The organism is Brevibacillus sp. GCM10020057 (assembly GCF_042683565.1).
Lineage (GTDB): Bacteria > Bacillota > Bacilli > Brevibacillales > Brevibacillaceae > Brevibacillus.
The window spans coordinates 427,023-441,714 of record NZ_JBHUJW010000043.1; the positions used below are offsets into that span (position 1 = coordinate 427,023).

Below are 14,692 nucleotides of genomic sequence, written 5' to 3' on the forward strand. Positions count from 1 at the left end.
AAGCGAATGTGAAAGGGTGTGTACCATTTGTCAGATCGTCGCGCAGCTTTGGAAAATGCATTGCGTCAGATAGAAAAGCAGTTCGGTAAAGGTTCCATTATGAAGTTGGGGGAAGTTGCCAACGTCCAAATTTCCACCGTCTCCAGCGGTGCGCTTGCTCTCGATATCGCACTTGGAGTAGGAGGGTTCCCGCGCGGACGGATCGTAGAGATTTTCGGCCCAGAGTCCTCCGGTAAAACAACGGTAGCCCTTCACGCGATCGCGGAAGTACAGAAGCAAGGTGGACAAGCTGCGTTTATCGATGCGGAGCACGCGCTTGATCCTGTGTACGCAGCCAAGCTGGGCGTCAACATTGACGAACTGCTGCTGTCCCAGCCGGATACCGGCGAGCAAGCTCTGGAAATTGCGGAAGCATTGGTGCGCTCCGGCGCTGTAGATATCATCGTGGTAGACTCGGTTGCAGCCTTGGTTCCGAAAGCAGAGATCGAGGGCGAGATGGGAGACTCCCACGTAGGTCTGCAGGCTCGCCTGATGTCCCAGGCGCTGCGCAAGCTCTCCGGCGCGATCAACAAGTCCAAGACGATTGCCATCTTCATCAACCAGCTGCGTGAAAAAGTCGGCGTCATGTTCGGCAACCCGGAAACGACTCCTGGCGGCCGCGCGCTCAAGTTCTATGCCAGCGTTCGCCTCGATGTCCGCAAAGCGGAAGCGATCAAAGTAGGCAACGACATCATGGGCAGCAAGACGAAGATCAAGGTCGTGAAAAACAAAGTGGCTCCGCCGTTCAAAGTCGCCGAAGTAGACATCATGTACGGCGAAGGAATCTCCAAAGAGGGCAGCATCCTGGACATCGGTTCGGAGATCGACGTGGTGCAAAAGAGCGGAGCCTGGTACTCTTTCAACGATGAGCGCCTCGGCCAGGGACGTGAAAACTCCAAGCTCTACTTGAAAGAGAATCCGCATGTCGCGGCTCAGATTGAAGCGAAAGTGCGCGAGTATTTCAGCCTGAACCCGGGTGCGATTCCAGAATCGGAAGCGGTCGTCGATCCTGAGCAGGATGTAGAACCACTCTTTGAGCTAGACTAATCGAGCGTAAACAGCCTGTCGACGAGATAGGCTGTTTTGTTTTGCCGCTGATGGGAGCTTTATTTTTTCTAAACAAAGCCGATAGACAAAACAAGACGTCAGGAAAGGAGGGGAAGCCGTGAAAAGCGGAGTAATCACGGCCGTTCATCGGGACAACAAGCAGAAGCAGCGCTATCACATCGATCTGAATGACGAGTATGCCTTTTCGGTGCACGAAGATATTTTGGTCAAGTACAATCTGTTCAAAGGAACGGAGCTGGACGAGGCGTTTTATCGTGAAGTGCTCGTGGCGGAGGAAAAGCACAAGGCGTATCTGGGGGCGTTGCGGTATTTGGGAATACGGCCGAGGACGAAAAGCCAGCTGCACGCGTATTTGCTGGAGAAGGGCTTTTTGCCCGATGTGGCGGAAGAGGTGTGTGACAAATGCCAGGAGCAGGGCTATATCAATGATGAGGCGTTTGCCAGGCAGTGGGTGGAGGAGAGGCTGCGGCTGAAGCCGCGCAGTTCGTACATGCTGCGGATGGAGCTGCAACAGCGAGGTGTGGACAGAGGGATTGCGGACGAGGCGGTTCGAGCGGTTACCAGAGAGGATGAACTGGCAGCGGCGAGAGCGCTGGTTGAGAAAAAAGTGAGGAGATTGCAGGGGCCACCTGATCGGGACGATGAGCGGAAAATTTTGTCATTGCTGATGCGCAAAGGATTTTCGGGCGGTGTCGTGCAACAGATCAGGGGCGAATTGCGCCGAATGACGGGCGAGCAGGGTTGACCCCATTTGCATGATCTTGACAATTCTTGTTCACAAATAATAAAATAGATTTGTATTTACTTGGTGTATCATAACTTTTCGCTGTTTTTCTCACTCATTGCCTGTGGTACAACTGAACACCCGTGCGATGAGTGCGGATTCAGCGGACCGAGTCGAATCGGTCTTGTTTTTTAGTCGAATGTCCGAGGATTGAAAACGACAGCGGCACTCCATGAAAAACAATGCTTGGAAAGCGGGGAGATGTTTTACATTAAGGAGGTGAAACGAAAAACCTATGGACGCTATACTAACTGTAGTCATTGTGCTCATCGCTCTGCTCATCGGTGCGGGCGCCGGCTACTTCACACGCAAATCCATTGCGGAAGCGAAGATCTCTAGCGCGGAAGAAGCTGCGAGACAGATCGTAGAAGAAGCGAAACGGGACGCCGAAGCCGTCAAAAAGGAAAAGGTTCTCGAAGCGAAAGACGAAGTATTCAAGCTTCGCTCCGAAGCGGAAACCGAACTGCGCGAGCGGCGCAACGAAATCCAGCGCCAGGAACGTCGAATCCTGCAAAAGGAAGAATCGTTGGACCGCAAGATGGAACAGCTGGAGCGCAAGGAAGAAGAATTGAACGAGCGCGACAGGGCCATCGCAGAACTGCAAAGCAAGGTAGAGCACTTATATAAAGAACAAGTTTCCGAGCTGGAGCGTATTTCCGGTCTGACGCAGGATGAAGCGAAAAATATCATCCTGACAGACGTGGAAAATACGGTTCGCCACGAAATGGCTGTGATGATCAAGGAAATTGAGACGCAGGCCAAAGAAGAGGCGGACAAACGCGCTCGCGAAATCATTACGACCTCCATTCAGCGCTGTGCAGCTGATCACGTAGCAGAGACGACTGTATCTGTCGTGACATTGCCGAACGATGAAATGAAAGGGCGGATTATCGGTCGCGAAGGACGCAACATCCGCGCGCTGGAGACGTTGACGGGTATCGACCTGATTATCGACGATACACCGGAAGCGGTAATCCTCTCCGGTTTTGATCCGATTCGACGGGAGATCGCCAAAACCGCTTTGGATAAGCTGGTTGCGGACGGCCGTATTCACCCGGCGCGAATCGAGGAAATGGTAGAGAAAGCGCGTCGTGAAGTGGACGAGCGCATCCGTGAATACGGAGAGCAAGCGACGTTTGAGACAGGCGTACACGGTTTGCATCCGGACCTGATCAAGATTTTGGGACGTTTGCGCTACCGTACAAGCTACGGCCAAAACGTGCTGAAGCACTCTATGGAAGTCGCGCACCTCGCGGGATTGATGGCAGCCGAGCTGAAAGAAGACGTCAAGCTGGCGAAACGCGCCGGTCTTCTGCACGACATCGGAAAAGCGATCGACCACGAAGTAGAAGGCTCCCACGTGGAAATCGGCGTGGAATTGGCCAAGAAATACAACGAGCATCACGTGGTGGTCAACAGTATTGCATCGCATCATGGCGATACAGAACCAACTTCCGTTATTGCTATGCTGGTAGGAGCCGCGGATGCGTTGTCTGCTGCTCGTCCAGGGGCACGCCGTGAGACATTGGAAACGTATATCAGACGTTTGGAGAAACTGGAAGAGATCTCTGAGTCGTTCGATGGAGTCGAGAAGTCTTATGCGATTCAAGCAGGGCGCGAAATTCGCGTAATGGTACAACCTGAGAAGATTGATGATGCAGAAGCGACACGCTTGGCACGTGATATCACGAAACGAATCGAAAATGAACTCGACTACCCGGGGCATATCAAAGTTACGGTCATCCGTGAGACACGGGCGGTAGAGTATGCAAAGTAAAGTGGCGTAAATGCCACTTTACTTTTTTTCATCAAGGACACGGGAAGGAATCAGCGGAATGGAGTTGCACCTCGGGATTGTTCCCCGCTCTTTTCCATATCTCTTTTCCGTTGTGTATACTAGCAATGAGGTGATGGGAAATGAAGCTGTTGTTTATTGGAGATATCATGGGATCGCCGGGCAGAGAGATGGTAAAGACGTACTTGCCGCTTTTGAAGCGCAAATACCAGCCGACGTTTGTGGTCGCCAATGGAGAAAACGCCGCACACGGAAGAGGCATCACCGAAAAGATCGCCAAGGAACTGTTTGAACAGGGAGTTCAAGCGATAACCTTGGGCAATCACACCTGGGATCAAAAAGAGATTTTTGACTTCATTGACGACGAACCGCGGATGATCCGGCCGGCGAACTTTCCGGAAGGAGCCCCTGGCAAAGGGATTACATACATCAAACAAGGAGAGGGGGAGCTCGCGGTCATCAATCTGCAAGGCCGTACCTTTCTGCCCCCATTGGATTGCCCGTTCAAGATGGCAGACAAATTGGTGGAGCAAGCGAAGAAGCGGACCAAGTACATTTTTGTCGATTTTCATGCCGAGGTGACTTCCGAGAAGCAGGCGATGGCGTGGTATCTGGACGGGAGAGTGAGCGCAGTCGTTGGAACACATACACATGTCCAGACAGCCGATGAACGCGTCTTGCCGCAGGGGACGGGGTTCCTCTGTGATGTCGGGATGTGCGGTCCGAGCAATGGCATTTTGGGGATGGAGCGGGAGGCCGTGATCAAGAAATTTTTGACCCAGCTGCCTGTGCGCTTCGAGGTAGCGCCGGACCCGGCCCAACTGAATGCCGTATTGATTACGCTCGACAAAGCGACGGGGCGCGCGAAAAAATTGGAGCGAATCCGAATTGACTCCGACCATCCGTTTATGGAATAATAAGAATAAGATTAGAATTTTTTGAATCTTTCATGACAAATAGCAGGAATTTTTTGGGGGTTATGCGAATAACATTCTAATGATGACAGGATTCCTATCAGACGGGAGGTTCAAAAGGATGGAAGTATTAAAAGTTTCAGCAAAGTCTAACCCCAATTCCGTTGCTGGTGCCCTTGCCGGAGTGCTTCGCGAACGCGGGGCCGCCGAGATTCAAGCGATTGGCGCTGGGGCGCTTAACCAAGCAGTGAAAGCAGTAGCTATCGCACGAGGGTTCGTAGCGCCGAGTGGAGTTGACCTCATTTGTATTCCAGCCTTTACCGACATCGTGATTGATGGCGAAGAACGTACCGCAATCAAATTGATCGTAGAACCCAGATAATCAAAAATGAACACCGTTTGACCCGCCTGTTTGTTCGTCGAATGAACAGGTTTTTTCGTTTGTCTCCAGGAGATTCTGGTTATGAAAGGCGGAAGGAGTATCGGACGGTGACGTTTTGAAGAAATTGCGGCAGGCACCTGAATTTGATGACCATACAGGAGGAGTTGCTGGCAGGTTTTGACGATCTGGAAAGTGGGAATGTAACTATTCAGGTTCTCGCCTGTTTCGTTTCCGCAACTGAGCCGTTTGGATGCCGTTTTCATGCAGTACGAATGATACGCGGGCGCGGCTTAAACGATCCGTTTCGCTTGCTCCGTTCCAGGGCAGATTTGCTCGATTACGTATGAAAGAGACAGAAAGGGGCTATTCTGTTTGTAGATGCTGCGTATATGCGACAGTGCATGCGCTGGTGATTACCTTCTTTTATTAGAAGCGCTGCTGTTGCGTTAAGAAAAGGAAGAAGTAATCAAATTTGTGCAAGGAAACGGGTTGCGTGTTTTCGGAAACGTGCTACAATGTTACATGAAGATATATTAATGAACCAAGTTCAACATTAAAATTCAGGTCAAAAGTAAGTTGAGTAAAAGCACTTGCAATTTTAGATGGACAGGACTACAATGTTACTGTCTATGCACAGAATTGTCACATCTTATCAATATTTTCACGGTAGGATGGGCTGCTTTTTCTCACAGTCACTGAAAGGGTGGAATCTGAATGATTAGTCAACTTTCTTGGAAAGTTGGAGGACAGCAAGGGGAGGGCATCGAGAGTACTGGTGAGATCTTCTCGATGGCGATGAACCGGATGGGTTACCATCTGTACAGCTATCGTCACTTCTCTTCCCGGATTAAGGGTGGACACACGAACAACAAAATCCGCGTGAGCACAACGCCTATGCGCGCGATTTCCGACGATCTGGACATCCTTGTCGCTTTCGACCAAGAGACAATCGATTTCAATGCGCACGAACTGCGTGAAGGCGGTATCATCATTGCGGATGGCAAATTCAATCCAAAATTGCCAGACGGTCTGAAGCAAGTTCGCTTCCTGACTGTACCGCTCACTGAGATTGCTGATGAACTGGGAACTTCCCTGATGAAAAACATGGTGTCGATCGGTGCTTCCAGCGCGATTCTCGGTATTCCGGTGGAAAGCTACCGCAACATCGTTGAAGATATGTTCCTCCGCAAAGGCGAAAAAGTGGTTGAAAAGAACATGGAAGCGATTCGCCGCGGTTTCGATTACGTGACAGAGCTGACGGGTGGCCAACTGCCTGAATTCCAGCTCGAAAAAGCAACTCCGCAAAAACAACTGTTCATGATCGGTAACGACGCCGTTGCTCTTGGTGCAGTTGCAGCAGGATGCCGGTTCATGCCTGCTTATCCGATTACTCCAGCTTCCGAAGTAATGGAATACCTCATTAAAAAGCTGCCGAAATTCGGCGGTACGGTTATCCAGACAGAAGACGAAATCGCTGCGATCACCATGGCGATCGGTGCAAACTTTGCCGGTGCTCGTTCCTTGACTGCTTCTGCAGGTCCTGGTCTGTCCCTGATGATGGAAGCAATCGGTTTGGCTGGTATTACAGAAACGCCAGTGGTGATTGTCGACACGCAACGCGGCGGTCCTTCCACCGGTATGCCAACCAAAATCGAACAATCCGACGTAAATGCTATGATTTACGGTACGCACGGTGATATTCCGAAAGTGGTAATGGCTCCAAGCACAGTGGAAGAGTGCTTCTACGACACAGTTGAAGCTTTCAACATTGCGGAAGAATATCAAGTGCCAGTTATTTTGCTGACTGACTTGACTCTCTCGCTGGGTAAACAAACGGTCGAGCCTTTCGACTACAGCAAAGTAGAAATCCGCCGCGGCAAACTGCTCGCTGGACAAGAACTGCCAGAGAAAGAGCAAAACGACCTGTTCAAACGTTATGAAGTGACAGAAGACGGCGTTTCTCCTCGCGTCATTCCTGGCCAAAAATACGGTCTGCACCATGTTACCGGTGTTGAGCATGACCAAACCGGTCGTCCATCTGAGAACGCTGCGAACCGTAAAGCGCAAATGGAAAAACGTATGCGCAAGCTGAACGGGGTATTGAAAAACTTCAAAAACCCTGTAACCGTCGACGCACCGCATGCTGAGGCTGACGTTCTGGTAGTGGGTATCAACTCCACCATCGGTACGATCCAGGAAGCAAAAGCTCGCCTGGAGCAAGAGGGTGTGAAGGTTAACCATGCCCAAATTCGCCTGTTGCATCCATTCCCGACTGAGGAAATGGCAGCTCTTGTAGCAAAAGCGAAAAAGGTTGTTGTCGTCGAGCACAACATCCAAGGTCAAGTTACAAACCTTCTCAAGCAGCACGTAGGCAACGCAGAGAAGATCGAGTCCGTGCTGAAATATGACGGAAATCCGTTCTTACCGAAAGAAATTTACGCTGAAGTGAAGGAGCTGGTAAAACATGGCGACTATGAAAGAGTTTCGAAATAACGTTAAGCCAAACTGGTGCCCGGGCTGTGGTGACTTCTCCATCCAGGCAGCCATTCAACGCGCTGCTGCGAACGTAGGTCTGGAGCCTGAAGATCTGGCGGTTATTTCCGGTATCGGTTGTTCCGGTCGTATTTCCGGTTACATCAACTGCTATGGTTTCCACGGTATTCACGGACGTTCCCTGCCAATCGCACAAGGTGTGAAAATGGCAAACCGTGAACTGACGGTTATCGCAGCAGGTGGTGACGGTGACGGTTTTGCAATCGGTATGGGTCATACTGTACATGCTATCCGTCGCAACATGAACATTACCTACATCGTAATGGATAACCAAATCTACGGTCTGACAAAAGGTCAAACCTCCCCGCGTTCCGCGACTGGTTTCGTGACCAAGTCTACACCGTCTGGTTCCATCGAGTCTTCCATTTCTCCAGTTGAACTGGCGCTGTCCGTTGGTGCAACGTTCGTCGCCCAATCGTTCTCCAGCGATCTGAAAGGCTTGACTGAACTGATCGAAAAAGGTATCCAGCACGAAGGCTTCTCCCTGATCAACGTATTCAGCCCTTGTGTAACCTACAACAAAGTGAACACCTATGACTGGTTCAAAGAGAACATCGTGCCTGTAGAAACGATCGAAGGCTACGATCCTCATGACCGCATCAAGGCAATGTCCACTTCCATGCAATACAAAGGCCTGATCACTGGTCTGATTTACCAAGACACTGAGCAAAAGTCTTACGAGTCTCTCGTAAAAGGCTTCAAAGAAGAAGGCTTGGCAAAACAAGACATTCGCCTGTCTCAAGAAGACTTCGATAAACTTGTTGCTGAATTTGCGTAAGGTTTCGATGAAAAACCTCTCCGTTTCGGGAGAGGTTTTTTGTGGTTTTTCAGGACAAGGTGCGGCCGCGCCACTGGCGGTAGAACAGCATGACGAGGAAAAAGACAACGAGCTGGCCGAAGAGCGGGTACAACAAGCGCAATAATGAGCTGAAGCCGATAAAGCTGATGAAATAGGTAATGATGAGAATGCCGAAGAGAACGGTCGGTCCGCGCAGATGCGTGACCTGGCGCAGCTGCTCGGCGAGACCGAAGACGTTTGCAACGAGTGTCGAAAAAATTTCCGCGTACACGAGCAAGGAAAATAACAGCGGAATTCCGCGACCCACCCCGTGAAGCAAGGCGATCATCGGCATTTCCGCGTGCTGGATGTCCGGCATTTCCACGGCTAACGAGGAATAGGCGAGGATGAGCAGCAGGCCGATCCCCAAACCGCCGATGATTCCGCCTGCGATCAACGGCTTTTCGCTCGTGCTGTGCCTGCCGATTGGCACAAGAACCGCTTGTGTAAGCGAAACGTTTAAGGCAACATAAGATAAGGGAGAGCTCAGCCATGCCCACGCCCGAGGCGATTCGGAAATGAGGATGGGATCTTTCCATGGTTGCGTGTACAAAAAGACGAGCAGCGTAAACGCAACGAGGGTGGGGACAAAAATGCTGTTGACGCGGTGGATGGCAAACAGTCCTTTGCGTGTCACCACGAAAATCATCAACATGCTGATCCAAATGCCTACTTGAGAGGGAAGCTGAAACGATTCCCAAAAGATCGCACCAGTGGCGGCGAGCATGACGGAGGTAGTCCCGAGCAGTACAGTCAACAGTAGGCTGTTAAACACCATTCCGAACGGATGGCCAAACAAGTACGTGCTGACATCCTGGTAAGAATCCGCCTGAATTCGATAGGAAATGAGCATGACGCGCGTGCCCGCCCAAGTGAACAACGCGGTCGCGAGCAAGATTCCTGCGAGCCCTTGCGTCCCATATTGTACAAAAAACTCAACAATTTCCCTGCCAGAAGCAAATCCGGCTCCCACGACTGTCCCGATATACGTAAAAGCGATCTGCCATGCGGTTTTCCATGATCCTTGCATCTCAGACCTCCTGTCCCATCTTATTTCATCCTATGAACTGGAGTGATCCGAATATGCGCATAACTGTTCCGGGCTGTCAATCTCCCTATCCGGGGCCAGGAGGAGCTACCCCCGGGTATCTCGTGGAGACAGACAAGGTCCGCCTGCTGCTCGACTGCGGCAGCGGCCGAGCTGGCCGAAGCGCATGCGTGCCGCTCGCTTTTAATCACCCATCTGTTCCACAAGTATGACCCCGAGGAAGTACGCAGGCAAGCAGCGGCGTATACGGCGGGAGCGAGGATTGGCTTGCAAATCGGGCTATAACTTTCACTTCATGTGTCTACATAGAGAGGAGAACGAAGAATGTTTCCAAATGTTTTGGAGGTCGCGCGAAAGCTGATCAAGGAGAGAGTGCAGGTCGGAGAGACCGTCATTGACGCAACGATGGGAAACGGCAATGACACGTTGTTCCTCGCCCAACTCGTTCAGGAGCGCGGCAAAGTCATCGCCTATGACATTCAGAAGCTGGCGATGGAGAAGACGAGAGAGCGGCTGGAGCGGGAAGGAGTCGCTGGCTGGGTCGACATGCGGCTGGCGAGTCACGAGGAGATCGAAGCCGTCGATGAGCCGGTAGGGGCGATTATGTTCAATTTGGGGTATTTGCCCGGCGGTGACAAGGCGATTACGACACAGGCAGCGAGCACGATTCGGGCGATTGAGTCGGGTCTGCGTGTACTGCGTCCCGGCGGCATCATGACGGTGATGATCTACTGGGGGCACGAGGCAGGACGCGTGGAAAAGGACGCGGTGGAATCGTATTGCCAGACGTTAAGCCAGATGGACTATTTGGTATTGAAGTATCAGTACATCAACCAGCAAAACCACGCTCCCTTTTTGCTCGCGATCGAACGCAGAGGAATATAGGGCAAGGAATTGAGGCTAAGAGTTAGGCAAAGGAGCGGACGAATTTACGGACGCAGCGCAGTCTGAAGAAGCTGCGGGATCAGGCACGGCAGCCGCTCGTACAATTGACGGGCAGGCTCTTTTCCCGGGCAAGCGCAGATTGCGACAGCGAGAGCAGAAGAACGGTGAATCGTGTCGTTTTCAAAAATAGGCACGCCCCTTGCTTCCAAGGCACATACCTTATGTTGAGGAATGCAGCAAGGGGGATCGATGTGAACAGAATCGGCATTATGTTGGATTGGGGCATTATCCAGAAAGGAATCAAAGGAGCCAAGTCATACGAGCGTTTGCCTTATTATGTCAAGATCGGGAAAGAGATGGGTCTGGAGCCGGTTTTCTTCCACCCGTTCCACGTGCTTGCCGGAGAGGAAAAGGTCCACGGGTATTTCTGGAATGGCAGCAGGCTGGTCCCCCGTGTGGTGCAAATACCGCGCGTCATTCATAACCGGGTCTTGACCGGAGATGCGAGAGCAAGGGGGGTTATCCGGCGGTTGAGCCGCAAAAAGATCGTCTTCAACGGATTGGTGGTGCGAGATAAGCGAAAGGTCCACCAGATGCTGTGGAAAAACCCCCAGCTTCGCGCGTATTTGCCGCATACGGTGCCGTATTCTACCCAGCAGCTTCGCCAGTTTCTGGAGATGTACAAGGTCGTGTACGTCAAGCCTGCCGTCGGTTCGGTAGGTATTGGCGTGGCACGGATCGAGCGGCACGGCAAGGAATATCACTTCATCGCCTCCAGACAGCGCCAGACGATGTCGTTGAACCGGCTGCTGCAGGTCGTGCGCAAATGGGTCGGGGGCAAACGTTTCCTGATTCAACAGGGGGTCCAGTTGGCCCGGTACGAAGGGAAGACGTTTGACATTCGCGTGTCCGTACAGCGGAATGGGCAGCGGAACTGGACGGTCAGCGGCATGGTAGCCAAAGTCGCCAACCAGAAAAACAAATTGAGCAATCTGTCGCGCGGCGGGAAAGCCGTCCCTTTGACGACAGCCCTTGCGCCTACCTTTTCTCCGGAAGAACAGGAGGAGACGATGGAGCGCATCCGGAAAGCTGCGATCGAGATAGCGAAGCAGTACGCGCAGCATTTTCCTTCTCTTGCCGACCTGGGCATGGATATGGGTGTCGATGACAGAGGGAACCCGTATCTGATCGAGGTGAACGTGCGGGATCAGCGTTATTCCTTTTACAAAGCGGGAGAAAAGGAGATGTTCAAGCAGACGTACCGACATCCGCTGGAGTACGCACAAACCTTGCTGCGCGAAGGGAAGAAGCCGAGGAAGCAGCTTGCCTGATGGAGTGTGCGGGAGTTTGACGAAACAAGAGTCAAGGGAAGCGAGGAATGGTACTGGCACGCGGCGAACCGGCGGCAGAGCAGGTCTTGTCCAACCAGGGTAAGGAAAGAACGGAGGCATGCGCACCCGTTCTTTATTTGCGTTTTTGTAAGAAGCAGGTTATGATCGGCGGCTCACGTAACCGTTAGGGCAGATTGCGGAAATGGCGATAGGCCAGCGCGAGGATGGATTTGCGGGTGAGAATCCCCTGGAAAATTTGCTCGTCATCTTCAATGCAAATGAAAGGGTGATTGATGGAGACTTCCAGCGCTTTCAAAAAATCGTCTGTGTACTTCAGTCGCGCCATTTTGGTGTCCATCACTTCATCGACGGTGTACTCGGACAGCTTTTCTGTCTCAAAGCGTTCCAGGCCCAACGTCTTGTTCATAATCATATTGGTGCTGATCAATCCATGCAAGCGGTACTGATGATCCAGTACGGGAATGGCCGAGTAGCCGGATTTGAGCAGGACGAGCAGCGCGTGCTCAATCGAGTTGCCCAGTTGGACGTGAGCGACTTTCGTGGAAGCAATGATAAGGTCTTTGATGGATGTATGCAACAATGGGATATCCTGGTTCATCTGGTTCCACCACCTTTTCTGTCGTCTAAGGCAGCGAAGTAGCTGCCTGTGGTTCACTTCTATGATACCGTAAGCTGCGTTTCAGCGGTAGGGCTACATTTCGGAAAACATCGCACCGCTGCCCCGCGGTTGCAGGATTGGCATTTGCGCGGCCGGAAAAAGAAAAAGCCCGGCAGGCTTGCCGGGTAATGAATCGAGGTGTGGAACATTTGTCCCTGCTAATAGTATGCGAGATCGAGTGCCGTTTTACATTAGGAGTTTGAAGGAAAGGCCGCCAATGGTCAAGCCTTGTGCGCCTCCATCCGGTAGACGGGCTTGGATTTGGGTCGTCCTCCTCGCGTCCAGTGTGAAATCAGCGTATGCTCATACAAGAAAATGCAGAGCGGCGGCGTAATGACGAACATCGCCACCATGATGAGCGGCGTGGACCAGTCGAGCCGGAAAATGACGTAGCTTTCCAGCAGGAACAAGATCAGCGGATGGACCATGTAGATCGCCATGTTTTGCTTGGCCAGGCGGGACAGCCATTGACCAAGGCGAGGCAGAGCGCCCAAATAGCGGGAGATCGAGTAAAAGGCGAGCAGAAAGCTCAATGTGTAGCACAGGTACAGCGGATCAAAAATGTTGAGGCTTTCTGCATAGCTTTTGCTCCCGTTCAAATAGCGGAGCATGATCCATGCCGCCGAGACAATGGTTGCTGCAAAGGAGACGAGCCGCAGCCGATGTGTCCACAGACGCCATTTCTCCACGTTCAAACCTGCGTAAGCGCCAAGGCAAAACGTGAAAATATACATGTAGAAATAGTTTTGACCAGCGACATAGCTATGCTGGATCAGCTTCAGAAAAACATTTGCCGTCCAGTCGATGGACCAGAGCGAGTCGACGAACAAGGCTTGGTACAGCATATAGAGCCCGATCTGGCCGAGAAACAGCACGACCAGCACTTTCATCGACATGTACCGCTCGATCAGCGACTTTGTCAAAAAGAACAGGACGTTCAATTGCAAATAGAGCGGAATGTAGTACAGGTGATAAAAGGAACTGCCCGTAAACAAACTGTGAAAAAACGGGCCTGCGAGTAGGACCGGATTGATCGTCTGAAGCTGAAAGCCTGTGAAAATCGCGGTCCAAATGATGTAAGGAAGAACGATGACCCGCCAGCGCTTGCGCCAAAATCTGGTCCAGTCCATTTGCTTGTTTTGATGCCAGTAAAACAGCAGCATCCCTGTTGCAAAGATGAACAGGGAGCGTCCGAATCGCAGCAATATCAGGGAGATGGCTTCAATGTCCCCATCCCACGGATAGTCCCCCTGATTTTCAATGAAAAACCCAAGGATGTGGATAATCAGTACCGTACAAGCCCCAAACACAAAAAGGGCATTCAGATCCTGAAACGTCCCCTTTCGATTGCTATTCATAAGTCCTCCATTATTCTTTCAGGCCGCACCTATCGGACAAAAGCCTGTCAGCCCCGTCAAAAAGAACGAGGCCGTTATTCAGGCAGCTTCCAATCAGGTGCAGCAAGTTGTTTGGCTGTATAGGAAAACAGTTGCAGGCGTGAAGCCAGGTGCTGCTCGGCCTCCTGACGCAATTCTGCATTCACTGAAAATGGAGCAGGTGAAACCTGCCATTGTGTGCGGATGGCAGCAAGCAGCCGGGCTTTTACCTCATCTACTGTCACAGCCGCCCCTGTCAAACCGGCAATGCTGCCAACCGTCGCCGCTTCAATCCGCGGAATTGGCTTGTGGCTCTCCATTTCTTCCAGTCCAGCCCATTCATAAAAGCGTTCCATCCACTCGCCGCGGGGTCTTTCGTCCACGTTGATGCAAAGCTGCAAGATCGAGCCGTAGCGGGTACGGCGCTGGGCCATGCCCCCGATTTTTTTGCCGTGGATGGAAAAATCGTATTCTCCTGCACAATAAGAGCCGGCTACTTCGCCAAATTGAATCGTCCCGAAATCGCGCAAGCCGACTTTGAGCATCTGGGCGACCAGAGAAAAGAACGAATCAATCGAGATCGTCGTATCCGGCAACAGACAGGCTACATTCAAAACGCCGGCATCCAGAGGGACGCATGCGCCTCCTGACGAGCGCAGCACACAGCCAAAGCCGGCCTGTCCAAAACGGCGCAGCACGCTCTCCAGATGGGGTAGTTTCGCATCGCGGCGACCAAGGTACAGCGCTTGATCGTACACCCAGAGGTGAATGACAGGCGTCGCGTTTTGATCACGCATGCCGGAAGCCAACGCTTCATCGCGAATGAGCGGTTCGAGCGGGCTGCCCTGGTACGTACCCGAGTCCATCCATTTGAACGGTTGATTGATAGTAATTGACATAGCGAGCTCCTAACCGGACAAGAATCGCTACCATTATACATCTGAACCGCGTCCATTTCTAGGCTTTCGGAGCCCTTTTTCAGAGTGGAAAATGATGCTTT

The 14,692-nt window shown here is 51.9% G+C and carries 15 protein-coding genes; 10 read left to right on the forward strand and 5 right to left on the reverse strand.

The window, feature by feature from the left end:
• Positions 1-27 precede the first annotated feature (27 nt).
• The 7 genes from recA (at position 28) to ACFSO0_RS15775 (ending at position 8,313) form a co-directional block, all read left to right on the forward strand.
• Positions 28-1,086 carry a recombinase RecA gene (gene recA / locus ACFSO0_RS15745; RefSeq protein ID WP_376881791.1) on the forward strand — a complete coding sequence of 353 codons (1,059 nt, stop codon included), beginning with the start codon at positions 28-30 and terminating at the stop codon, positions 1,084-1,086.
• 118 nt (positions 1,087-1,204) lie between these two features.
• Positions 1,205-1,852, forward strand: coding sequence for a RecX family transcriptional regulator (locus ACFSO0_RS15750; RefSeq protein ID WP_376881793.1), 648 nt, complete (start codon positions 1,205-1,207; stop codon positions 1,850-1,852).
• A gap of 274 nt (positions 1,853-2,126) precedes the next feature.
• A complete protein-coding gene (gene rny / locus ACFSO0_RS15755) occupies positions 2,127-3,668 on the forward strand; it encodes a ribonuclease Y (RefSeq protein ID WP_376881794.1) in 1,542 nt (513 codons plus the stop codon).
• A 140-nt stretch (positions 3,669-3,808) separates the two neighbouring features.
• Positions 3,809-4,603 carry a TIGR00282 family metallophosphoesterase gene (locus ACFSO0_RS15760; RefSeq protein ID WP_376881795.1) on the forward strand — a complete coding sequence of 265 codons (795 nt, stop codon included), beginning with the start codon at positions 3,809-3,811 and terminating at the stop codon, positions 4,601-4,603.
• Between the two features lie 118 nt (positions 4,604-4,721).
• Positions 4,722-4,982: a stage V sporulation protein SpoVS gene (gene spoVS, locus ACFSO0_RS15765; RefSeq protein WP_003385776.1), complete on the forward strand. Its 261-nt coding sequence runs from the start codon at positions 4,722-4,724 to the stop codon at positions 4,980-4,982.
• Positions 4,983-5,696: 714 nt separating this feature from the next.
• Positions 5,697-7,475 (forward strand): 2-oxoacid:acceptor oxidoreductase subunit alpha, encoded by a 1,779-nt coding sequence (locus tag ACFSO0_RS15770; RefSeq protein ID WP_376881797.1) that lies wholly within the window; start codon positions 5,697-5,699, stop codon positions 7,473-7,475.
• On the forward strand, positions 7,447-8,313 hold the full coding sequence (locus tag ACFSO0_RS15775) for a 2-oxoacid:ferredoxin oxidoreductase subunit beta (protein ID WP_376881798.1): 867 nt from the start codon (positions 7,447-7,449) through the stop codon (positions 8,311-8,313). Before ACFSO0_RS15770 ends, ACFSO0_RS15775 begins: the two co-directional genes overlap by 29 nt.
• 49 nt (positions 8,314-8,362) lie before the next feature.
• On the opposite strand, the gene ACFSO0_RS15780 is transcribed toward ACFSO0_RS15775, so the two are convergent.
• Positions 8,363-9,403 (reverse strand): YkvI family membrane protein, encoded by a 1,041-nt coding sequence (locus tag ACFSO0_RS15780; protein WP_376881799.1) that lies wholly within the window; start codon positions 9,401-9,403, stop codon positions 8,363-8,365.
• A 53-nt stretch (positions 9,404-9,456) separates the two neighbouring features.
• On the opposite strand from ACFSO0_RS15780, the gene ACFSO0_RS15785 reads away from it, so the two are divergent.
• Both ACFSO0_RS15785 and mnmM read left to right on the forward strand, forming a co-directional pair.
• Positions 9,457-9,633, forward strand: a complete 177-nt coding sequence (locus ACFSO0_RS15785; RefSeq protein ID WP_376881800.1) for an MBL fold metallo-hydrolase — start codon at positions 9,457-9,459, stop codon at positions 9,631-9,633.
• Between the two features lie 112 nt (positions 9,634-9,745).
• On the forward strand, positions 9,746-10,306 hold the full coding sequence (gene mnmM / locus ACFSO0_RS15790) for a tRNA 5-(aminomethyl)-2-thiouridylate-methyltransferase MnmM (RefSeq protein WP_376881802.1): 561 nt from the start codon (positions 9,746-9,748) through the stop codon (positions 10,304-10,306).
• Positions 10,307-10,350: 44 nt separating this feature from the next.
• Here the strand turns inward: mnmM and ACFSO0_RS15795 are convergent, their stop codons facing one another.
• Complete coding sequence (locus ACFSO0_RS15795; RefSeq protein ID WP_376881803.1) at positions 10,351-10,500, reverse strand: hypothetical protein; 150 nt, start codon at positions 10,498-10,500, stop codon at positions 10,351-10,353.
• 57 nt (positions 10,501-10,557) lie between these two features.
• Between ACFSO0_RS15795 and ACFSO0_RS15800 the strand changes: the two genes are divergently transcribed.
• The gene (locus ACFSO0_RS15800) at positions 10,558-11,637 is read left to right on the forward strand and encodes a YheC/YheD family endospore coat-associated protein (RefSeq protein ID WP_376881805.1); all 1,080 of its coding nucleotides are present in this window, start codon (positions 10,558-10,560) and stop codon (positions 11,635-11,637) included.
• A 184-nt stretch (positions 11,638-11,821) separates the two neighbouring features.
• Here ACFSO0_RS15800 and cbpB read toward each other — a convergent pair whose 3' ends face one another.
• The 3 genes from cbpB to ACFSO0_RS15815 form a co-directional block, all read right to left on the reverse strand.
• The gene (gene cbpB / locus ACFSO0_RS15805) at positions 11,822-12,256 is read right to left on the reverse strand and encodes a cyclic-di-AMP-binding protein CbpB (protein ID WP_376881806.1); all 435 of its coding nucleotides are present in this window, start codon (positions 12,254-12,256) and stop codon (positions 11,822-11,824) included.
• Between the two features lie 281 nt (positions 12,257-12,537).
• Positions 12,538-13,674 carry an acyltransferase gene (locus ACFSO0_RS15810; RefSeq protein ID WP_376881808.1) on the reverse strand — a complete coding sequence of 379 codons (1,137 nt, stop codon included), beginning with the start codon at positions 13,672-13,674 and terminating at the stop codon, positions 12,538-12,540.
• A gap of 74 nt (positions 13,675-13,748) precedes the next feature.
• A complete protein-coding gene (locus tag ACFSO0_RS15815) occupies positions 13,749-14,591 on the reverse strand; it encodes a lipoate--protein ligase family protein (RefSeq protein WP_376881810.1) in 843 nt (280 codons plus the stop codon).
• Positions 14,592-14,692: the final 101 nt, after the last annotated feature.